The organism is Serratia sp. PF-27 (assembly GCF_030053255.1).
GTDB classification, from domain to species: Bacteria; Pseudomonadota; Gammaproteobacteria; order Enterobacterales; family Enterobacteriaceae; genus Serratia; species Serratia bockelmannii.
Window position 1 is genome coordinate 390,402 of sequence record NZ_JASGBT010000022.1, and the last position, 16,868, is coordinate 407,269.

At 61.9% G+C, this 16,868-nt stretch carries 13 protein-coding genes; 7 read left to right on the forward strand and 6 right to left on the reverse strand.

Going from position 1 to position 16,868, the window contains the following annotated elements; genetic code table 11:
* Positions 1–3 precede the first annotated feature (3 nt).
* The 6 genes from folK to thpR all read right to left on the reverse strand — a co-directional run bounded on the left by folK (position 4) and on the right by thpR (position 4,982).
* Positions 4–504: a 2-amino-4-hydroxy-6-hydroxymethyldihydropteridine diphosphokinase gene (gene folK, locus QMZ29_RS21300; protein ID WP_019456064.1), complete on the reverse strand. Its 501-nt coding sequence runs from the start codon at positions 502–504 to the stop codon at positions 4–6.
* Positions 504–2,051, reverse strand: coding sequence for a polynucleotide adenylyltransferase PcnB (gene pcnB, locus QMZ29_RS21305; RefSeq protein WP_071826146.1), 1,548 nt, complete (start codon positions 2,049–2,051; stop codon positions 504–506). Before pcnB ends, folK begins: the two co-directional genes overlap by 1 nt.
* 61 nt (positions 2,052–2,112) lie before the next feature.
* Entirely contained in the window at positions 2,113–3,024 is a 912-nt protein-coding gene (gene gluQRS, locus QMZ29_RS21310; protein WP_147823236.1) for a tRNA glutamyl-Q(34) synthetase GluQRS, read from the reverse strand.
* A 72-nt stretch (positions 3,025–3,096) separates the two neighbouring features.
* The gene (gene dksA, locus QMZ29_RS21315; protein ID WP_004937569.1) at positions 3,097–3,552 is read right to left on the reverse strand and encodes an RNA polymerase-binding protein DksA; all 456 of its coding nucleotides are present in this window, start codon (positions 3,550–3,552) and stop codon (positions 3,097–3,099) included.
* A 183-nt stretch (positions 3,553–3,735) separates the two neighbouring features.
* Positions 3,736–4,443: a DNA/RNA nuclease SfsA gene (gene sfsA, locus QMZ29_RS21320; protein WP_004937572.1), complete on the reverse strand. Its 708-nt coding sequence runs from the start codon at positions 4,441–4,443 to the stop codon at positions 3,736–3,738.
* On the reverse strand, positions 4,440–4,982 hold the full coding sequence (thpR, locus tag QMZ29_RS21325) for an RNA 2',3'-cyclic phosphodiesterase (RefSeq protein WP_025304220.1): 543 nt from the start codon (positions 4,980–4,982) through the stop codon (positions 4,440–4,442). The genes sfsA and thpR overlap by 4 nt, the downstream gene beginning before the upstream one ends.
* Before the next feature lie 189 nt (positions 4,983–5,171).
* Between thpR and hrpB the strand changes: the two genes are divergently transcribed.
* From hrpB to QMZ29_RS21360, 7 genes are all read left to right on the forward strand, one after another.
* A complete protein-coding gene (gene hrpB / locus QMZ29_RS21330) occupies positions 5,172–7,610 on the forward strand; it encodes an ATP-dependent helicase HrpB (RefSeq protein ID WP_187181932.1) in 2,439 nt (812 codons plus the stop codon).
* A 118-nt stretch (positions 7,611–7,728) separates the two neighbouring features.
* Positions 7,729–10,221 (forward strand): bifunctional glycosyl transferase/transpeptidase, encoded by a 2,493-nt coding sequence (mrcB, locus tag QMZ29_RS21335; RefSeq protein ID WP_025304218.1) that lies wholly within the window; start codon positions 7,729–7,731, stop codon positions 10,219–10,221.
* Positions 10,222–10,472: 251 nt separating this feature from the next.
* Positions 10,473–12,665: a ferrichrome porin FhuA gene (gene fhuA, locus QMZ29_RS21340; protein WP_261425173.1), complete on the forward strand. Its 2,193-nt coding sequence runs from the start codon at positions 10,473–10,475 to the stop codon at positions 12,663–12,665.
* A 47-nt stretch (positions 12,666–12,712) separates the two neighbouring features.
* The gene (gene fhuC / locus QMZ29_RS21345; protein WP_099817512.1) at positions 12,713–13,510 is read left to right on the forward strand and encodes a Fe3+-hydroxamate ABC transporter ATP-binding protein FhuC; all 798 of its coding nucleotides are present in this window, start codon (positions 12,713–12,715) and stop codon (positions 13,508–13,510) included.
* A complete protein-coding gene (gene fhuD, locus QMZ29_RS21350) occupies positions 13,510–14,418 on the forward strand; it encodes a Fe(3+)-hydroxamate ABC transporter substrate-binding protein FhuD (protein WP_049296224.1) in 909 nt (302 codons plus the stop codon). Before fhuC ends, fhuD begins: the two co-directional genes overlap by 1 nt.
* Positions 14,415–16,403, forward strand: coding sequence for a Fe(3+)-hydroxamate ABC transporter permease FhuB (fhuB, locus tag QMZ29_RS21355; protein WP_261425176.1), 1,989 nt, complete (start codon positions 14,415–14,417; stop codon positions 16,401–16,403). The genes fhuD and fhuB overlap by 4 nt, the downstream gene beginning before the upstream one ends.
* A 305-nt stretch (positions 16,404–16,708) precedes the next feature.
* A complete protein-coding gene (locus QMZ29_RS21360) occupies positions 16,709–16,861 on the forward strand; it encodes a Hok/Gef family protein (protein WP_004937610.1) in 153 nt (50 codons plus the stop codon).
* Positions 16,862–16,868 lie beyond the last annotated feature (7 nt).

Here is a 16,868-nt window from a genome sequence, read left to right on the forward strand (position 1 = left end):
GAGTCAGGATTTCGGTTTTGGCTGATGCCATAGCGCCATGCCGTTTTCCGGCACGCGCTTGAGGCAGCTGGCGAGCGGTTCGCCATCGGGGAAAATCAGATCGGGGGCGATTTCCGCCAGCGGGTAGAGCATGAATTCGCGCTCTTTCAGGCCGTAATGCGGTACCGTCAGGCGCTCGGTATGGATCACCTTGTCGCCGTACAGCATGATGTCTAAATCGAGCGTGCGCGGCCCCCAGCGTTCATCCTTGCGCACGCGCCCCTGATTGCGTTCTATCGCCTGGGTATGGTCGAGCAGCTGTTCGGGCGGCAACAGGGTATCCAGCGCCACCACCGCGTTGAGGAAGTCCGGCTGGTTTTGCGGCCCCAGCGGCTTGGTGCGGTAAAACGAAGAACAGGTGACCAGCCGGGTGCGCGGGAGATGCTCCAGCGCCTCCAGTGCGGCTTTAACCTGTTGCAGCGGCTGCGCCAGGTTGCTGCCCAGCGCGATATAAACGCGGATCATTATGCCCCTTCTTTACGCGGTGCCCGGCGACGAGGACGGCGTTGACGCGCGCGGCGCGGCGCCGGATCGTCACCCAGGGTGCTCAGCATGGCTTTCTGCCGCGCCGGCGTGGCGTCTTGGAACTCACCCCACCACTCGGCCAGACGCAGCATCTCCTGATTGTCTTCCACTTCCGCACGCAGCGCCAGCAAATCATAGGCGGCGCGGAATTTCGGATGTTCCATCAGTTTGTGCGCGCGTTTGCCCTGACGGCGGGACAGGCGCAGCTGCAGCTGCCAGATATCGCGCACCAGCGTGGTGATGCGTTTCGGGATCGCCAGCGAGCGGCACTGCTCGTCGAGTACGTCGTTCATCGCCAGCGCGAAGGCGTCGTAGTACGCCAGGCCGCTTTCCTGCGCCAGCTTCTGCGCGTGCTCCAGCAGCGGGTACCACAGCATGGCGGCAAACAGGAAGGCTGGGTTGACGCGCATGTCGTTCTGCAGACGGTGATCGGTGTTCTTCAGCACCTGCGCCAGAATGCGCTCCATCGGCGTATCGTGGTTCGGCGTGAAGTTGCGGGCGATCAGCGGGAACAGCGGTTGGAACAGCTGGTATTCGCACAGCTTCAGGTAGGTCTGGAAACCGTAACCCGCCTGCAGCAGCTTGAGGGATTCTTCGAACAGGCGCGCCGGCGGGATCTCGTGCAGCAGCGAGGCCAGGCGCGGGATCGGCTCGGCGGTCTCTTCGCTGATGCGCATATCCAGCTTGGCGGCGAAGCGCACCGCGCGCAGCATGCGCACCGGATCTTCGCGGTAGCGGGTTTCTGGATCGCCAATCAGGCGGATCACGCCTTGCTTCAGATCGTTCAGGCCGCCGACGTAATCGCGCAGGGTGAAATCCGCCACGCCGTAGTACAGGCTGTTGATGGTGAAATCACGGCGCTGGGCGTCCTCCTCGATCGAACCGAAGATGTTGTCGCGCAGCAGCATGCCGTTTTGCGCCTGCTGAGACGAGTTCTTGTCGGATTCCTGATTCTGTTCGTGGTGACCGCGGAAGGTGGCCACTTCGATGATCTCCGGCCCGAACATCACGTGCGCCAAGCGGAAACGGCGGCCGACCAGGCGGCAGTTGCGGAACAGCTTGCGCACTTGCTCCGGCGTGGCGTTGGTGGTGATGTCGAAGTCTTTCGGCTTTTTGCCGAGCAACAGATCGCGCACCCCGCCGCCGACCAGATAGGCCTCGTAGCCGGACTTGTTCAGGCGATAAAGCACTTTCAGCGCATTTTCGCTGATGTCTTTACGGGAGATCGAGTGCTGTTCGCGCGGGATCACGGTCATCGAGTCGTTGCTCTCGGCGATAGGAAAAGGCGGACGCTTGCGCGGCGTTGAGCGGCGGGCAGGGGCGTTGCTGCCGTTATCGGCGGCGCGCGGCTGCGGCGCAGGGCGGCTTGGCGCCGCGGCACGCTCTTCGCGGACTACGTTTTTATCGCCGGCCGCCGCGTCGTCGCGGGGCAGCTTGTCATCGCGGGTCAGTACCTTACGACAGAAGTTGGCTACTCGGGTAAAAATGGTACACCTCGATAGTGACTGATAAAAATGGAGCTAACAAAAAATAGCGGCTAATCATAGCTCACCATGGCTCCTTTGAGAATGCCGGCGTGTTTTCATCCAGAGGGATAGCCTCCTGACGCGGCACGTTTTCCAACCGCCAGTGTTCGATCGCCCAGCTCAATAATAATGGCAGGTCAAGATCTTGCCAGCTTTCCGGCAGCGGTTGGCGCAGAAATTTCAGCGCGGCGATCAGCACCGGCCGCGGATCGCCAGCGGGCAATGCCGGCGCATGGTTTTGCTTCGACAGCTTGATGCCGTTGGCACCCAGCGCCAGCGGCAGATGCACATAAGTGGGCACCGGCGCCTGCAGCTGGCGGTAAAGGGCAATTTGGCGCACCGTCGGTTCGATCAGATCGGCGCCGCGGACAATCTCGGTCACGCCCTGAAAATGGTCGTCGATCACCACCGCCAGATTGTAAGCGAACAGCCCATCGCGGCGGCGAATGATAAAGTCTTCCCCCGCCAGCGCCGGATCGGCGTGCAATTCTCCCTGCAGGCGATCGTGGAACCGGTAAACGGGGGCGGTCTGACACAAGCGGATGGCGGCACCCTGCGGGCCGAGCTGCAAATCGCGGCAGTGGCCGTCGTACAATCCGCCGATGTGCTGGATGCGGCTGCGGGTGCAGGTGCAGTAATAGCTGAGCCCCTGGCGCTGCAACAGATCCAGCGCGGCGCGATAGGCGTCGTGACGTTGGGATTGATAGATAACCTGGCCGTCCCAATGGAGACCATAATGTTCCAGCGCGGACAGGATGCGAGCGGCGGCGCCGGGGACTTCGCGCGGCGGGTCGATATCTTCGATGCGAACCAGCCACTGCCCGCGTTGGGCGCGAGCCTGAAGGTAGCTTCCCAGAGCGGCAATCAGCGAACCGAAATGCAGATCCCCGGAAGGCGATGGGGCAAAGCGCCCCACATAATGACTTTCTTGCATATCAGAGGGGAGAGGTTCCCTTTTCTCTGTGCGGCGCACGCAGGTGCGCACGCCGCAGCGGTAACAACGGTATTAGCCGGCCATCTGCTTTTCGCGGATCTCAGCCAGTGTCTTGCAGTCGATGCACAGATCGGCGGTCGGACGCGCTTCGAGGCGACGAATGCCGATCTCCACGCCACAAGATTCGCAGTAGCCGAAATCATCGTCTTCCACTTTCTTCAGCGTTTTCTCGATCTTTTTGATCAGTTTGCGTTCACGGTCACGGTTACGCAGTTCAAGGCTGAACTCTTCTTCCTGGGTAGCGCGGTCGGCCGGATCAGGGAAGTTGGCTGCCTCTTCTTGCATATGCGATACAGTACGGTCCACTTCGTCCCTGAGCTGGTTGCGCCACGCTTCAAGAATGCGCTTGAAATGCGACAACTGGGCGTCGTTCATGTACTCTTCGCCCGGCTTCTCTTGGTACGGCTCCACCCCAGCGATGGCGAGAATGCTCAAGGACGAGGTTTTACGGTTTTGCCCTTCTTGCATGTTGCTTCTCCTACATACACACGCACTATCGAATCCCCAATGCGGGGGAAAAACAGGCCGCTATAAATAACAGAAGGAAGGTAGGTTGGCAATTATTCCTGTCGCCCGCTTGACAATCGTGTGAAGGAGGGCGTATTTGGCGATCGTGCTGGCCGGTTGTCTATTTATAGGGACCCGACTGCGCTAATCGATAAAAAACGGCAGCTTATCGCAGAGATAAATACCGTCAGGTGATAATTTTGCCCCATAGCAAACCACTTCCACTCCCAACTGCCGGACCTGTGCCAACAGCGCCGCATAGCGCTCATCTATATGATGTGCCGGTGCGACCTGCTCAATACCGCTGTGTAACACGGCAAAGAACAACACCGCCCGTTGCCCGCTTTCAACCACGCTGAGCAACTCACGCAGGTGCTTTTGCCCTCTGAGCGTTACCGCATCAGGAAAGTAACCACGTTGTTGTTGCAGTAATGTGACTGACTTAACTTCAATATAGCAGTTAACCCGATTTTCTGCCTGTAATAACAAATCGATACGGCTGTTTTCACCGCCGTATTTCACTTCGCCACTAATTTTACTGTAACCGGATAATTCATTGATTAAATTGTGTTCAATCGCCTCGCGCACCAGCGCGTTGGCGCGCAGGGTGTTGACGCAGATCCAGTGTCCCTGTTGGGTATGGGTCAGCTCCCAGCTGTGGGCGTATTTACGTTTGGGGTTGTCCGAGGTGGAGTACCAAACGGTATCGCCGGGCGTGGCGCAGCCGGTCATGGCGCCGGTATTGGCGCAGTGCAGCGTAAAGGTTTCCCCTTCCGGGGTGATCACGTCCGCCAGAAAGCGCTTGTAACGTTTGATCAGCGTGGCGGAACGCAGCGGTGGAGAGAAAATCATGCGGATGCCTGCTTGGCCAGCGGCCACTGTTCGAGGTGTTGATAACGGGTGCGGCCGTTTTCGAACACCGACTCATATAAGGAAAAGGCGTCGGCGCTGAACGCCCAGCCCGGCGTCGCCGGCGGGATGGCTACCGGCTGGGTGGCGGCGCGCAGCAGCGTGATGTGCGGATGGAACGGCAGCGCGCTTTGGTGGCAGCCGCTGCGGGCGGCCTGCGAACGCAGCAGCTCGGCCAGCTGCAGCAGCCCGCGCGGTGCGCGGCGGGTGCCGAGCCAGACCACGCCGGGGCGCGGCCAATGGCCGAGATCGTCGAGCCGCATGCTGAAGCCGGGTTGAACGATGCGGCCGGCCAATTTGCGCAGCGCCAGCTCTTTCTGCGCGGTGACCTCGCCAAGAAACGCCAGCGTCAGGTGCAAATTGGCCGCCGCCACCGGTCGGCCGGCCTCCGGCGCAAACGCCTCGGCGCGCCAGCGGATCACCTGCTGTTGCAGGGCATCAGGCAAAGACAGGGCGAAAAACAGGCGGCGCGAATTGGACATGGGGGCTCGGTAAATAATGACAAATCCGTCAGGAACAGACTTGAATGCGGTTTGCAACGGTCTCGCGCGAAGCGGGGCGCATGGATGAGCTCCGTACTATAGCTAACGACGCCGCAGTTTGAAAGGCTACGGGGGCAAAGCTAATGCTACACTGTACGCCGTTTAACGTTAACCACCACGGAGAGTACAGTGTCTTCATTGCCCGTCAGCGCGGTGCTTGATGAGTTGCTGGCTGCGCTGCAGTCCGCTCCTCAGGTGCTGTTGCACGCCCCGACCGGCGCCGGTAAATCCACCTGGTTGCCGCTGCAGATCCTGGCTAAGGCCGGGTTGCCGGGGCGCATTATCATGCTCGAGCCGCGGCGGCTGGCGGCGAAAAACGTCGCCTATCGCCTGGCGCAGCAACTGGGGGAGGAGCCCGGCCAGACCGTGGGCTACCGCATGCGCGCCGAAAGTAAAAGCGGGCCGCAGACCCGGCTGGAAGTGGTGACGGAAGGCATTCTCACCCGCATGCTGCAGCAGGATGCCGAGCTGCAGGGCGTGTCGCTGGTGATCCTCGATGAATTCCACGAACGCAGCCTGCAGGCCGATCTGGCGCTAGCGCTGCTGCTCGACGTGCAGCAAGGGCTGCGCGACGATCTGAAACTGCTGATCATGTCGGCCACGCTGGACAACGTCCGTATGACGCAGCTGTTGCCGCAGGCACCGGTGGTGGTGTCAGAGGGACGCAGCTTTCCGGTTGAACGTTTATATCAGCCGTTGGCCAGCCATCAGCGGCTGGAGGATGGCGTAGCGGCGGCGGTGAAGCGCATGCTGGCCGAACAGCCGGGGTCTTTGCTGCTGTTCCTGCCGGGCGTAGCGGAGATCAATCGGGTGCTGGAGCGATTGACCGGCGAGGTGGCGAGCGATACCGATCTTTGCCCGCTGTATGGTGCCCTGCCTTTGGCGCAACAGCAAAAAGCGATTCAGCCGGCGGCACCTGGCCGCCGCAAGGTGGTGCTGGCGACCAACATCGCCGAAACCAGCCTGACGATCGAGGGTATCCGGCTGGTGGTGGACAGCGGCCTGGAACGCGTGGCGCGTTACGACGTGCGCAACGGTTTGACGCGGCTGGCGACGCAGCGCATCAGTCAGGCCTCAATGGTGCAGCGCGCCGGGCGCGCCGGGCGCCTGGAGCCGGGCCTTTGCTGGCACCTGTTCGCCAAAGAGCAGGCGGAGCGTGCGGCCGAACATGCCGAACCGGAAATTTTACAAAGCGATCTCACCGGCTTCTGGCTCGAGCTGTTGCAGTGGGGGTGCCATGATCCGGCGCAGCTGACCTGGCTTGATGCGCCTCCGACGGCGGCATTGGCAGCGGCCAGGGCACTGTTGCACCGGCTGGGAGCCACGGATGACGGCGGCAAACTTACCGCGCCGGGGCGCCAGATGGCCGCGCTGGGGTGCGAGCCGCGGCTGGCGGCGATGCTGGTCGCCGGGGCGGCACTGAGCGCCGACGGCCTGGCGACGGCGGCGTTGCTGGCGGCATTGCTGGAAGAACCGCCGCGCGGCGGGCAGATGGATATCGGCTACTGGCTGAGCCGCCCGCAACCGAACTGGCGGCAGCGCGCCGCGCAGTTGACCAAACGCCTGCCGCAACGTGCGGGGCAAGTCGACGTCGATCTGGCGCCGCGCCTGTTAGCGCAGGCGTTTACCGATCGCATCGCCCAGCGCCGTGGCCAGGACGGCCGCTACCTGCTGGCCAACGGCCTGGGCGCGGCGATGAACCAGGACGAGGCGCTGTCGCGCGCCCCCTGGCTTATCGTTCCCAGCCTGTTGCAGAGCCACAACAGCCCCGATGCGCGTATCCTGCTGGCGCTGCCGGCGGACATCGAAGCCCTGGCGGCGCAGCTGCCGGCGATCGTCACGCAGCGCACGGCGGTGGAATGGGATGAAGAGAAGGGCACGCTGCGCGCCTGGAAGCGCCAGCAGATCGGTCGTCTGACGCTGCGCGCTCAGCCGCTGGCCAAACCGGCGGACGAAGAGCTGCAGCAGGCGCTGCTCGACTGGGTGCGCGCACAGGGGTTGGCGGTGCTCAACTGGGAGGGGGCCGCTGAACAATTGCGGGTGCGCCTGCAGTGCGCGCAAGCCTGGCTGCCGGAGGCGGAGTGGCCGGCGATGGATGAAGAGCCGCTGCTGGCGGCGCTGGAGCAGTGGCTGTTGCCGTCGCTGAACGGCGTGCGCGATCTGCGCGGATTGAAGCAGGTCAACATCGCCGAGGCGCTGTCCCGTCTGCTGGACTGGCAGCAAAAGCAGCGGCTGGATAATGCGCTACCCACTCATTACACTGTGCCGACCGGCAGCCGCTTACCGATCCGTTATGAGGCGGGTAAACCGCCGGCGCTGGCGGTGCGTTTGCAGGAGGTGTTCGGCGAGCAGCGCAGCCCGATGTTGGCGGAGGGTCGCATCCCGGTGGTGCTTGAGTTACTCTCACCGGCGCACCGGCCGTTGCAAATCACCGGCGATCTGGCGGCCTTCTGGCAAGGCGCCTATCGCGAGGTGCAAAAAGAGATGAAGGGCCGCTACCCTAAACACGTTTGGCCGGACGATCCGGCCACGGCGGTACCGACGCGCCGAACGAAGAAATATCAGTAGGTCGCGATCATTTAAGGTTTGGAATTCAGATGTTTCTTCTGGTCAGCGCTGCGGCGTAGGCACAGATTAAGCGACTAATCATGGCCGGCAGTGTCGGCAAGCTCGGAGAACAACAGCCATGGCTGGGGATGACCGCGAGCCCATCGGGCGCAAAGGAAAACAACCAAAAAGCACCGCGTCGCGCAAGCCGCCGCGCCGTCGCCGAGACGACGATTATGACGATTACGAAGAAGACGAGTATGACGATGATGAGTATGAAGAGGAGGAGGAACGCATGCCGCGTAAGGTAAAAGCGACTCCGCCGCGTAAAAAACGCCGTTGGCTTGGCCTGTTTATCAAACTGATCCTGGTGATCGCCGTCCTGTTGGCGATCTATGGCGTCTACCTGGACTCGCAGATCCGCAGCCGCATCGACGGTAAAGTCTGGCAGCTGCCGGCGGCGGTGTACGGCCGCATGGTCAACCTGGAACCGGGCATGCCGTACAGCAAGAAGGAGATGGTCAACCTGCTGGAGGGCATGCAGTACCGTCAGGTCAGCCGCATGACGCGACCAGGCGAGTTTACCGTGCAGGCCAACAGCATCGAAATGCTGCGCCGCCCGTTCGACTTCCCGGATGGTAAAGAAGGGCAGATCCGCGCCCGCCTCGATTTCCAGAACAACCGTCTGGCGAAGATCGAAAATCTGGACAGCGGCCGCAGCTTCGGCTTCTTCCGCCTCGATCCGCGTCTTATCACCATGCTGCAGTCGCCTAACGGTGAACAGCGCCTGTTCGTGCCGCGTTCCGGTTTCCCGGATCTGTTGGTAGACACGCTGATCGCCACGGAAGACCGCCATTTCTATGAGCATGACGGCATCAGCCCGTACTCCATCGGCCGCGCGGTGCTGGCCAACCTGACCGCCGGTCGTGCGGTGCAGGGCGGCAGTACCCTGACGCAGCAGCTGGTGAAGAACCTGTTCCTGACCAACGAACGTTCGCTGTGGCGTAAGGCCAACGAAGCCTATATGGCGCTGTTGGTGGATTACCGTTACAGCAAAGACCGCATCCTGGAGCTGTATCTGAACGAGGTGTACCTCGGCCAGAGCGGTAGCGACCAGATCCGCGGCTTCCCGCTGGCCAGCCTGTATTACTTCGGCCGTCCGGTGGACGAGCTGAGCCTCGATCAGCAGGCGTTGCTGGTCGGCATGGTCAAGGGCGCGTCGCTGTATAACCCGTGGCGCAACCCGAAACTGGCGCTGGAACGCCGCAACCTGGTGCTCAAACTGCTGCAGAACCAGGGCGTGATCGACGGCGAGCTGTATGACATGCTGAGCGCGCGTCCGCTGGGCGTGCAGCCGAAAGGCGGCGTCATTACGCCACAGCCGGCGTTTATGCAGATGGTGCGTCAGGAACTGCAAACCAAGCTGGGCGATAAGGTCAATGACCTGTCCGGCGTGAAGATCTTCACCACGCTGGATCCGGTGTCGCAAGACGCGGCGGAAAAAGCGGTCGAAGACGGCATCCCGGCGCTGCGCGCTGCGCGTCACCTGCAGGATCTGGAAGCGGCGATGGTGATCGTCGATCGCTTCAGCGGTGAAGTACGCGCCATGGTCGGCGGCGCCAACCCGCAGTTCGCCGGTTTCAACCGCGCCATGCAGGCGCGACGCCTGGTCGGCTCGCTGGCCAAACCGCCAACGTACCTGACCGCGCTGTCCGAGCCGGACAAATACCGCCTCAACACCTGGCTGGCGGATGCGCCGCTGTCGCTGAAACAGCCGAACGGCGCCGTCTGGCAGCCGAACAACTACGATCGCAAATTCCGCGGTCAGGTGATGCTGGTGGATGCGTTGGCCAACTCGCTGAACGTGCCGACGGTGAACCTCGGCCTGTCGGTCGGGCTGGATCAGATCAGCGCCACGCTGCAACGCCTGGGGATCCCGAAAGCGGAGATCAATCCGGTGCCTTCGATGCTGCTGGGGGCGATCGGCCTGACGCCGATGGAAGTCGCGCAGGAGTACCAGACCATCGCCAGCGGCGGTAACCGTGCGCCACTGTCGGCGGTGCGTTCGGTGATCGCCGAAGACGGCACGGTGCTGTACCAGAGCTTCCCGCAGGCGGAGCGCATGGTGCCGGCGCAGGCCGCTTACCTGACGCTGTACGCGATGCAGCAGGGCGTGGCGCGCGGGACCTCCCGCTCGCTGTCGGTGAAGTTCCCGAACTACAACCTGGCGGCGAAAACCGGTACCACCAACGATCTGCGTGACAGCTGGTTCGCCGGCATCGACGGCAAGGAAGTGGCGATCGCCTGGGTGGGGCGCGACAACAACGGCCCGGCCAAGCTGACCGGCGCCAACGGCGCGTTGACCCTGTATCGCCGCTATCTGGAAAACCAGACGCCGCTGCCGCTGATGCTGCAGCCGCCGGAAGGCATAAACCAGATGAGCATCGACTCTGCCGGCAACTTTATCTGCGGCGGCGGCAGCTGGCGCACCATCCCGGTCTGGACCGACAATCCGCAGGGATTGTGCCAGGCCAGCCAGGCGGCGGTGCAGCAACAGCAGCAACCGGCGGCGGGTGAGCAAAAAGATGGCGATGGCGTCGCCGGCTGGATCAAGGATATGTTCGGTCAGTAATCGCTACCGGGGCGTCGGCCCCGGTGAAAATTTTTTCTTTGTTATTAGGCCCGTAACCGTGGTTGCGGGCTTTTTTGTTTTTCCGCTCGTTTTATTTCCCTGTTAACTACATGGCTAAGCGCCTAATCCTTAACCTATTTGCCCTATGAATTCGGCTTGCAGTTTAATTTGGCTTCTGCATAAAATGCGACGCTTATAATAATTATTATCGTTTACATTCGTCATTTAATAATTCATCAGAGAAATAAATCATGCCGACCAAGCGTCTTTCATCATCCGCGGCCAAGCAGGGCCGTCTCCCCGTCAGCGCGTTAGCGATCACCGTCGCTGCGGCGTTAGGCACGCTGGCGATGCCAGCTTTTTCCGCCGACGCCAAGCCGGCAGCCAAGGAAGACACGATTACCGTTGTGGGCGGCAGCAATTCCGCCCAGCAGGAAAGCGCCTGGGGGCCGGTCGGCACCTATGTCGCCAAACGTAGCGCCACTGGCACCAAAACCGACACGCCGATCGAAAAGAACCCGCAGTCCGTTTCCGTGGTGACGCGTGAAGAGATGGACATGCGCCAGCCGGATACGGTGAAAAGTGCGCTGGCCTATGCGCCGGGCGTATTCGCCAGCCGCGGCAGCTCCACGACCTATGACGCGGTGGCAATCCGCGGCTTCCCGGCTACCAACACCACCCAGTATCTGGATGGCCTGCGGTTGCTGGGCGACAATTACAGCGAAGCGTCCATCGATCCTTATTTCCTCGAACGCGCCGAGCTGCTGCGCGGCCCGGTCTCGGTGCTGTACGGTAAAAGCAACCCGGGCGGTTTGGTCTCGATGGTGAGCAAGCGGCCAACCACCGAGCCGCTGCGCGAAATCCAGTTCAAAATGGGTACCGATAACCTGTTCCAGACCGGTTTCGATTTCAGCGACGCCCTGGACGATCAGGGTATCTATTCTTACCGCCTGACTGGCCTGGCGAAAGACAGCGATACGCAGCAGAACATGAGCAAAGAGAAGCGCTATGCGATCGCGCCGTCCTTTAGCTGGCGCCCGGATGACAAAACCAACTTCACACTGCTGGCCAACATTCAAAACGATCCCTATACCGGTTATTACGGCTGGTTGCCGAAGCAGGGCACGCTGATCCCGTTGCCGGACGGCAGCAAACTGCCGACCGATTTCAACGAAGGCGAAGCCAGCAACTATATGGCGCGCAAGCAGCGGATGATCGGGTACAGTTTCGAACACGCCTTCAACGATACCTGGGCGGTGCGCCAGAATCTGCGTTATATGCAGGTGGACACCGATATGAAGAGCATATACGGATTCGGCTTGTCATCACCGACAACGATCAATCGCGCTTACGTTCAGTCGAAAGAGCACCTGAACAATTTTGCGGTTGATACTCAGGCGCAGGCGAAGGTGAAAACCGGCGATATCGACCATACGCTGTTGTTTGGCGTAGATTATTCGCGTATGCGCAACGATATCAATTCCGACTATGGTTCCACAGACGGCCTGAGCATGACCCAGCCGCAGTATGGCAATGATGTGGTCAATATCAACTTCCCATACAAGTACTTGAACCGTCAGGAGCAAACCGGTTTGTATGTGCAGGAGCAAGGGGAGTGGAACCAGTGGCTGTTGACGCTGGGCGGGCGCTATGACTGGGCGAAAACGTCGGCCAATAACCGCGTTCTCGGGTACACCAACGAACGCTCCGATGGGCAGTTTACCTGGCGCGGCGGATTGAATTACCTGTTCGACAACGGCGTGACGCCGTATTTCAGCTACAGCGAGTCGTTTGAACCGACCCTCGATACGTCAATCAATGGCCAGACCTTTAAGCCCTCGATCGGCAAGCAGTATGAAGCCGGTGTGAAATACGTGCCGAAGGATCGCCCAATCGTGCTGACTGGTGCGTTGTATCAACTGACCAAGAACAACAACCTGACGCCGGATCCGGATAACGCGCAGTTCAGCGTGCAGAGCGGCGAGATCCGTTCGCGCGGTGTGGAGCTGGAAGCCAAGGCGGCGTTGAATGCCAACGTCAACCTGATCGCCTCCTATACTTATACCGATGCGAAGTACACCAAGGACAATACCTATCAGGGCAAACCGACCGTCGAAGTGCCGAAACACATGGCGTCGCTGTGGGCGGATTATACTTTCCACGAAACGGCAGTGAGCGGTTTGACGCTGGGTTCTGGTGTGCGTTACGTCGGCTCCAGCTCGAGCTTCAACAGCGATAACACCACCTTCAAGGTGCCGGACTACACGCTGGTGGACGCGACCATTAAATACGATTTGGCGCGCTTTGGCCTGCCGGGCTCGTCCGTGGGCGTCAACATCAACAACCTGTTCAACAAGACTTACGTGTCGAGCTGCTACCGCGACTACGCCTGCTACTGGGGCGCAGAACGCCAGGTGGTCGCCACCGCAACCTTCCGTTTCTAACCGGATAGCCGGGGTGGCGCCGCGTCGCCCCGGACAAAGCAGGATCTATGCAGGACAAACTTCTTAATCCCGGCGCGGCCTTTGCGCTGGATAACGCCAGCTTCGCCGTCCCCGGCCGGGTGCTGCTGCAACCGCTGTCGCTCAGTTTTCCCCAGGGCAAAGTCTGCGGCCTGATCGGCCATAACGGTTCCGGTAAATCCACCCTGTTGAAACTGCTCGGGCGGCACCATGCGCCCAGCGGCGGCCAGGTCTTGCTCAATCGGCAGCCGTTGGCGCAGTGGGACAGCAAATCCTTCGCCCGCCAGGTGGCCTACCTGCCGCAGCAGTTGCCGGCGGCGGAAGGCATGACGGTGCGCGAGCTGGTGGCCGTCGGCCGTTATCCGTGGCATGGCGCGCTGGGGCGTTTTGGCGCCAACGATCGTCAACAGGTGGAAGAGGCCATCGCGCTGGTGGGCTTGAAGCCGTTCGCCAACCGGCTGGTGGACAGCCTGTCCGGCGGCGAGCGCCAACGCGCCTGGCTGGCGATGATGGTGGCGCAGGACAGCCGCTGTTTGCTGCTTGACGAACCGACGTCGGCGCTGGATATCGCGCATCAGGTTGAGGTGCTGGCGCTGATCCAGCGCCTGAGCCGCGAACGCGATCTCACGGTGATCGCTGTGCTGCACGACATCAACATGGCGGCGCGCTACTGCGACCATTTGGTGGCGCTGCGCGGCGGTGAAATGATTGCCCAGGGCGGCCCGTTGGAACTGATGCAGGGGCCGGTGCTGGAGCAAATTTACGGTATTCCTATGGGCACGTTGCCGCATCCGAGCGGCGGCGCGCCGGTGAGTTTTGTCTACTGATGTCCTCTGCATTCACTTCTTCTCACGATCCGCTGCGCCGCCGTTTGTTGATGGCGCTCGCGCTGTCGCCGCTATTGGGTTCGTTGCCCGGGCGGGCGGCGGAGGCGCCGCCGGATATCGCGCGCGTTGCGGCGCTGGAATGGCTGCCGATCGAGCTGCTGTTGGCATTGGGCGTGACGCCGCTGGCGGTGGCCGATGTGCATAACTACAACCTGTGGGTGGCGGAGCCGAAGCTGCCGGCGACGGTGGTCGACGTCGGCCAGCGCACCGAACCGAATCTCGAACTGCTGCAGCAGCTCCAGCCTTCGCTGGTGTTGCTGTCGCAGGGCTATGGCCCGACGCCGCGAAAAATCCAACCCATCGCGCCAACCATGAGCTTCGGCTTCAACGACGGCAGCGGCAAACCGCTGACCGTCGCCCGCCAGTCGCTGCTGGCGCTGGGCCAGCGGTTGGGCATAGAAAGCCGGGCGGTAAACCACCTGGCGCAGTTCGACCGCTTTATGCAGGACGCGCGTCAGCGCCTGCAAAGCTACACCCGCCAACCGTTGCTGCTGTTTTCCCTGATAGACACGCGCCATGCGTTGATCATCGGCCAGAAAAGCCTGTTCCAGGAAGCGATGGACCAACTGGGCATCCGCAATGCCTGGCAGGAGCCAACCGACTTTTGGGGCACGGCGGTGGTGGGGATTGAACGGTTGGCCACGGTGCGTAACGCCCGAGTCATTTATCTCGATCACGGCAATCAGGCGATGATGGACAAGGTCAGCGCGACGCCGCTGTGGCAGTCATTGCCCTTCGTGCGGCAAAACCAGCTGCGGCAGGTGCCGGCGGTGTGGTTCTACGGTGCCACGCTGTCGACGATGCGGTTTTGCCGCCTGTTGGCACAGGCTCAGGAGAGTGCGGCATGAATGCTGGCATCCGGAAATTACCGCTGACGCTGATCCTGCTGTTGCTGGCGGCGGCAGGTGGCCTGACGATATACAACCTGACGCAGCAGCTGCCGCCGGCGCAATGGGCACGGGCGCTCAGCGCGCCGGACATCGACGACGTGCGGCAAATGCTGTTCCATTACAGCCTGCTGCCTCGGTTGACGGTGTCGCTGTTGGCCGGCGCTGGCCTGGGGGTGGTCGGCGTGCTGTTCCAGCAGGTGTTGCGCAATCCGTTGGCGGAACCGTCGACGCTCGGCGTGGCCGCCGGTGCGCAGCTCGGCCTGACCATCGCCACGCTGTGGGTGCTGCCGGGGGGCGAATTTACCCGCCAGCTGGCCGCTATGGTGGGTGCGATTGTGGTGGGCGGGCTGGTGTTCGGCGTCGCCTGGGGCAAGCGGATGTCGCCGGTGACGCTGATTCTGGCCGGGCTGGTGTTGGGACTGTACTGCGGCGCGGTCAACAGCTTGTTGGCGCTGTTTCATTACGATCAGCTGCAGGGCATGTTCCTGTGGGGCACCGGCGCGCTGAACCAACAGGATTGGAGCGCCGTACAGTTCCTCCTGCCGCGTTTGCTGGTGGCAGGCCTGCTGGCGGCGCTGTTGCTGCGCCCGCTGACGCTGCTGGGGCTGGACGACGGCGTGGCGCGCAACCTGGGGTTGGGGCTATCGATGGCGCGCTTCTGCGCCTTGGGGCTGGCCATTATCTTCAGCGCCATGTTGGTGAGTGCGGTGGGCATTATCGGCTTTATTGGCCTGTTTGCGCCGCTGATGGCGAAGATGCTGGGCGCGCGCCGCCTGGCGCACCGCATGATGTTGGCGCCGTTGCTGGGGGCGCTGCTGCTGTGGCTGACCGATCAGGTGATGCTCGGGGTGACGCAGGTGTGGCGTGAGATCCCGACCGGCGCGGCCACTGCGCTGTTCGGCGCACCGCTGCTGCTGTGGCTGTTGCCGCGTTTGCGCAGCGCCACCACGCCGCCGCCGATGAACCTTGGCGACAAGGTGCCTGCCGAGCGCGGGAATCTGTCCGGCTGGATCCTGCTGGGTGGCCTCGTATTGCTGATCGGTCTGACGCTGGCGCTGATGCTGGGCAAAAATGCCGGCGGTTGGCACTGGAGCCTGGGTGCGGAGCTGGATTCCCTGCTGCCGTGGCGCTGGCCGCGGGTGCTGTCGGCGCTGGCGGCGGGCATGATGCTGGCGGTCGCCGGCACGTTGATCCAGAAATTGACCGGCAACCCGATGGCCAGCCCGGAAGTGTTGGGGATCAGCTCCGGCGCCGCTTTTGGCGTCGTGATGATGCTGTTTATGGTGCCGGGCGACGCCTTCGTTTGGCTGCTGCCCGCCGGCAGTTTGGGAGCGGCCGCTACGCTGCTGATCATCATGATCGCCGCAGGCCGCGGCGGTTTCTCGACGGAACGCATGCTGCTCGCCGGTATCGCGCTCAGCACCGCCTTTACTACCGTCATCTTCCTGCTGTTGGCCAGCGGCGATCCGCGTATGGGGGGCTTGCTGACCTGGCTCTCCGGTTCGACCTATTCGGTGGAGCCGGCGCAGGCGCTGCGTACCGCTCTGGTGGCCGCCGGCCTGATGGTATTGGCGCCGCTGTGCCGCCGTTGGTTGACCATCCTGCCGCTCGGCGGCGCCACCGCCCGCTCGGTGGGCATTGCGCTGACGCCGGCGCGGTTGACCATTTTGTTGCTGGCTGCCACCCTGACCGCCATGGCGACCCTGACCGTCGGGCCGCTGAGCTTTGTCGGGCTGATGGCGCCGCATATGGCGCGTATGCTGGGCTTCCGCCGCGCGCTGCCGCAGATGGTGATCGCCGCGCTGCTGGGCGGCTTGCTGATGGTGTTTGCCGACTGGTGCGGGCGTATGCTGCTGTTCCCGTATCAGATCCCCGCCGGGTTATTGGCGACCTTTATCGGTGCGCCGTACTTCGTTTATCTGTTGCGTAAGCAGACGTCGTAAGCTTCAGCCCTACTTTGCTTTCTCCGCCCTCAATGGCCCTGCGTTGCTGGGCCTTTTTTCAACGCCTTGCAAGGCGTTGCGTGCCGCTGCGCAAGAAAGACATTTAACGTGAAAAGGAACGCGGGAAGAGAGGGGGAGGTGAATATACTGCGGGCGGGTGCTCTGGATCTTTGTCTCTGGAGCCTGCGTGAAAGATACAAAGAGAAAAGCCCCGAGTCGATATCCATCAACCCGAGGCCTACTCTAACGCACGACAACGTTAAGTTAGCCTCTTACCCGCCGCGAGGCAAGGAGAAGAAGGCATGATGCCGAACAAACGGAGCCTGTTAAAATTGGTGGTTATTTGTGCCACGGTAATATCACTGGCATGGATAACCCGCAGCACGCTGTGTGAGCTGCGTATCCGATCGGGCACTACGGAGGTTGCGGCCATTTTGGCTTACGAATCCGAACGGTAAGGCAACC

Bases quoted from the DNA above. Each gene is read 5' to 3' on its own strand.
- fhuA (WP_261425173.1), top strand. From the start codon at position 10,473: ATGCCGACCAAGCGTCTTTCATCATCCGCGGCCAAGCAGGGCCGTCTC.
- dksA (WP_004937569.1), bottom strand. From the start codon at position 3,552: ATGCAAGAAGGGCAAAACCGTAAAACCTCGTCCTTGAGCATTCTCGCC.
- mrcB (WP_025304218.1), top strand. From the start codon at position 7,729: ATGGCTGGGGATGACCGCGAGCCCATCGGGCGCAAAGGAAAACAACCA.
- fhuB (WP_261425176.1), top strand. From the start codon at position 14,415: ATGAATGCTGGCATCCGGAAATTACCGCTGACGCTGATCCTGCTGTTG.
- thpR (WP_025304220.1), bottom strand. From the start codon at position 4,982: ATGTCCAATTCGCGCCGCCTGTTTTTCGCCCTGTCTTTGCCTGATGCC.
- QMZ29_RS21360 (WP_004937610.1), top strand. From the start codon at position 16,709: ATGCCGAACAAACGGAGCCTGTTAAAATTGGTGGTTATTTGTGCCACG.
- sfsA (WP_004937572.1), bottom strand. From the start codon at position 4,443: ATGATTTTCTCTCCACCGCTGCGTTCCGCCACGCTGATCAAACGTTAC.
- folK (WP_019456064.1), bottom strand. From the start codon at position 504: ATGATCCGCGTTTATATCGCGCTGGGCAGCAACCTGGCGCAGCCGCTG.
- gluQRS (WP_147823236.1), bottom strand. From the start codon at position 3,024: ATGCAAGAAAGTCATTATGTGGGGCGCTTTGCCCCATCGCCTTCCGGG.
- fhuC (WP_099817512.1), top strand. From the start codon at position 12,713: ATGCAGGACAAACTTCTTAATCCCGGCGCGGCCTTTGCGCTGGATAAC.
- fhuD (WP_049296224.1), top strand. From the start codon at position 13,510: ATGTCCTCTGCATTCACTTCTTCTCACGATCCGCTGCGCCGCCGTTTG.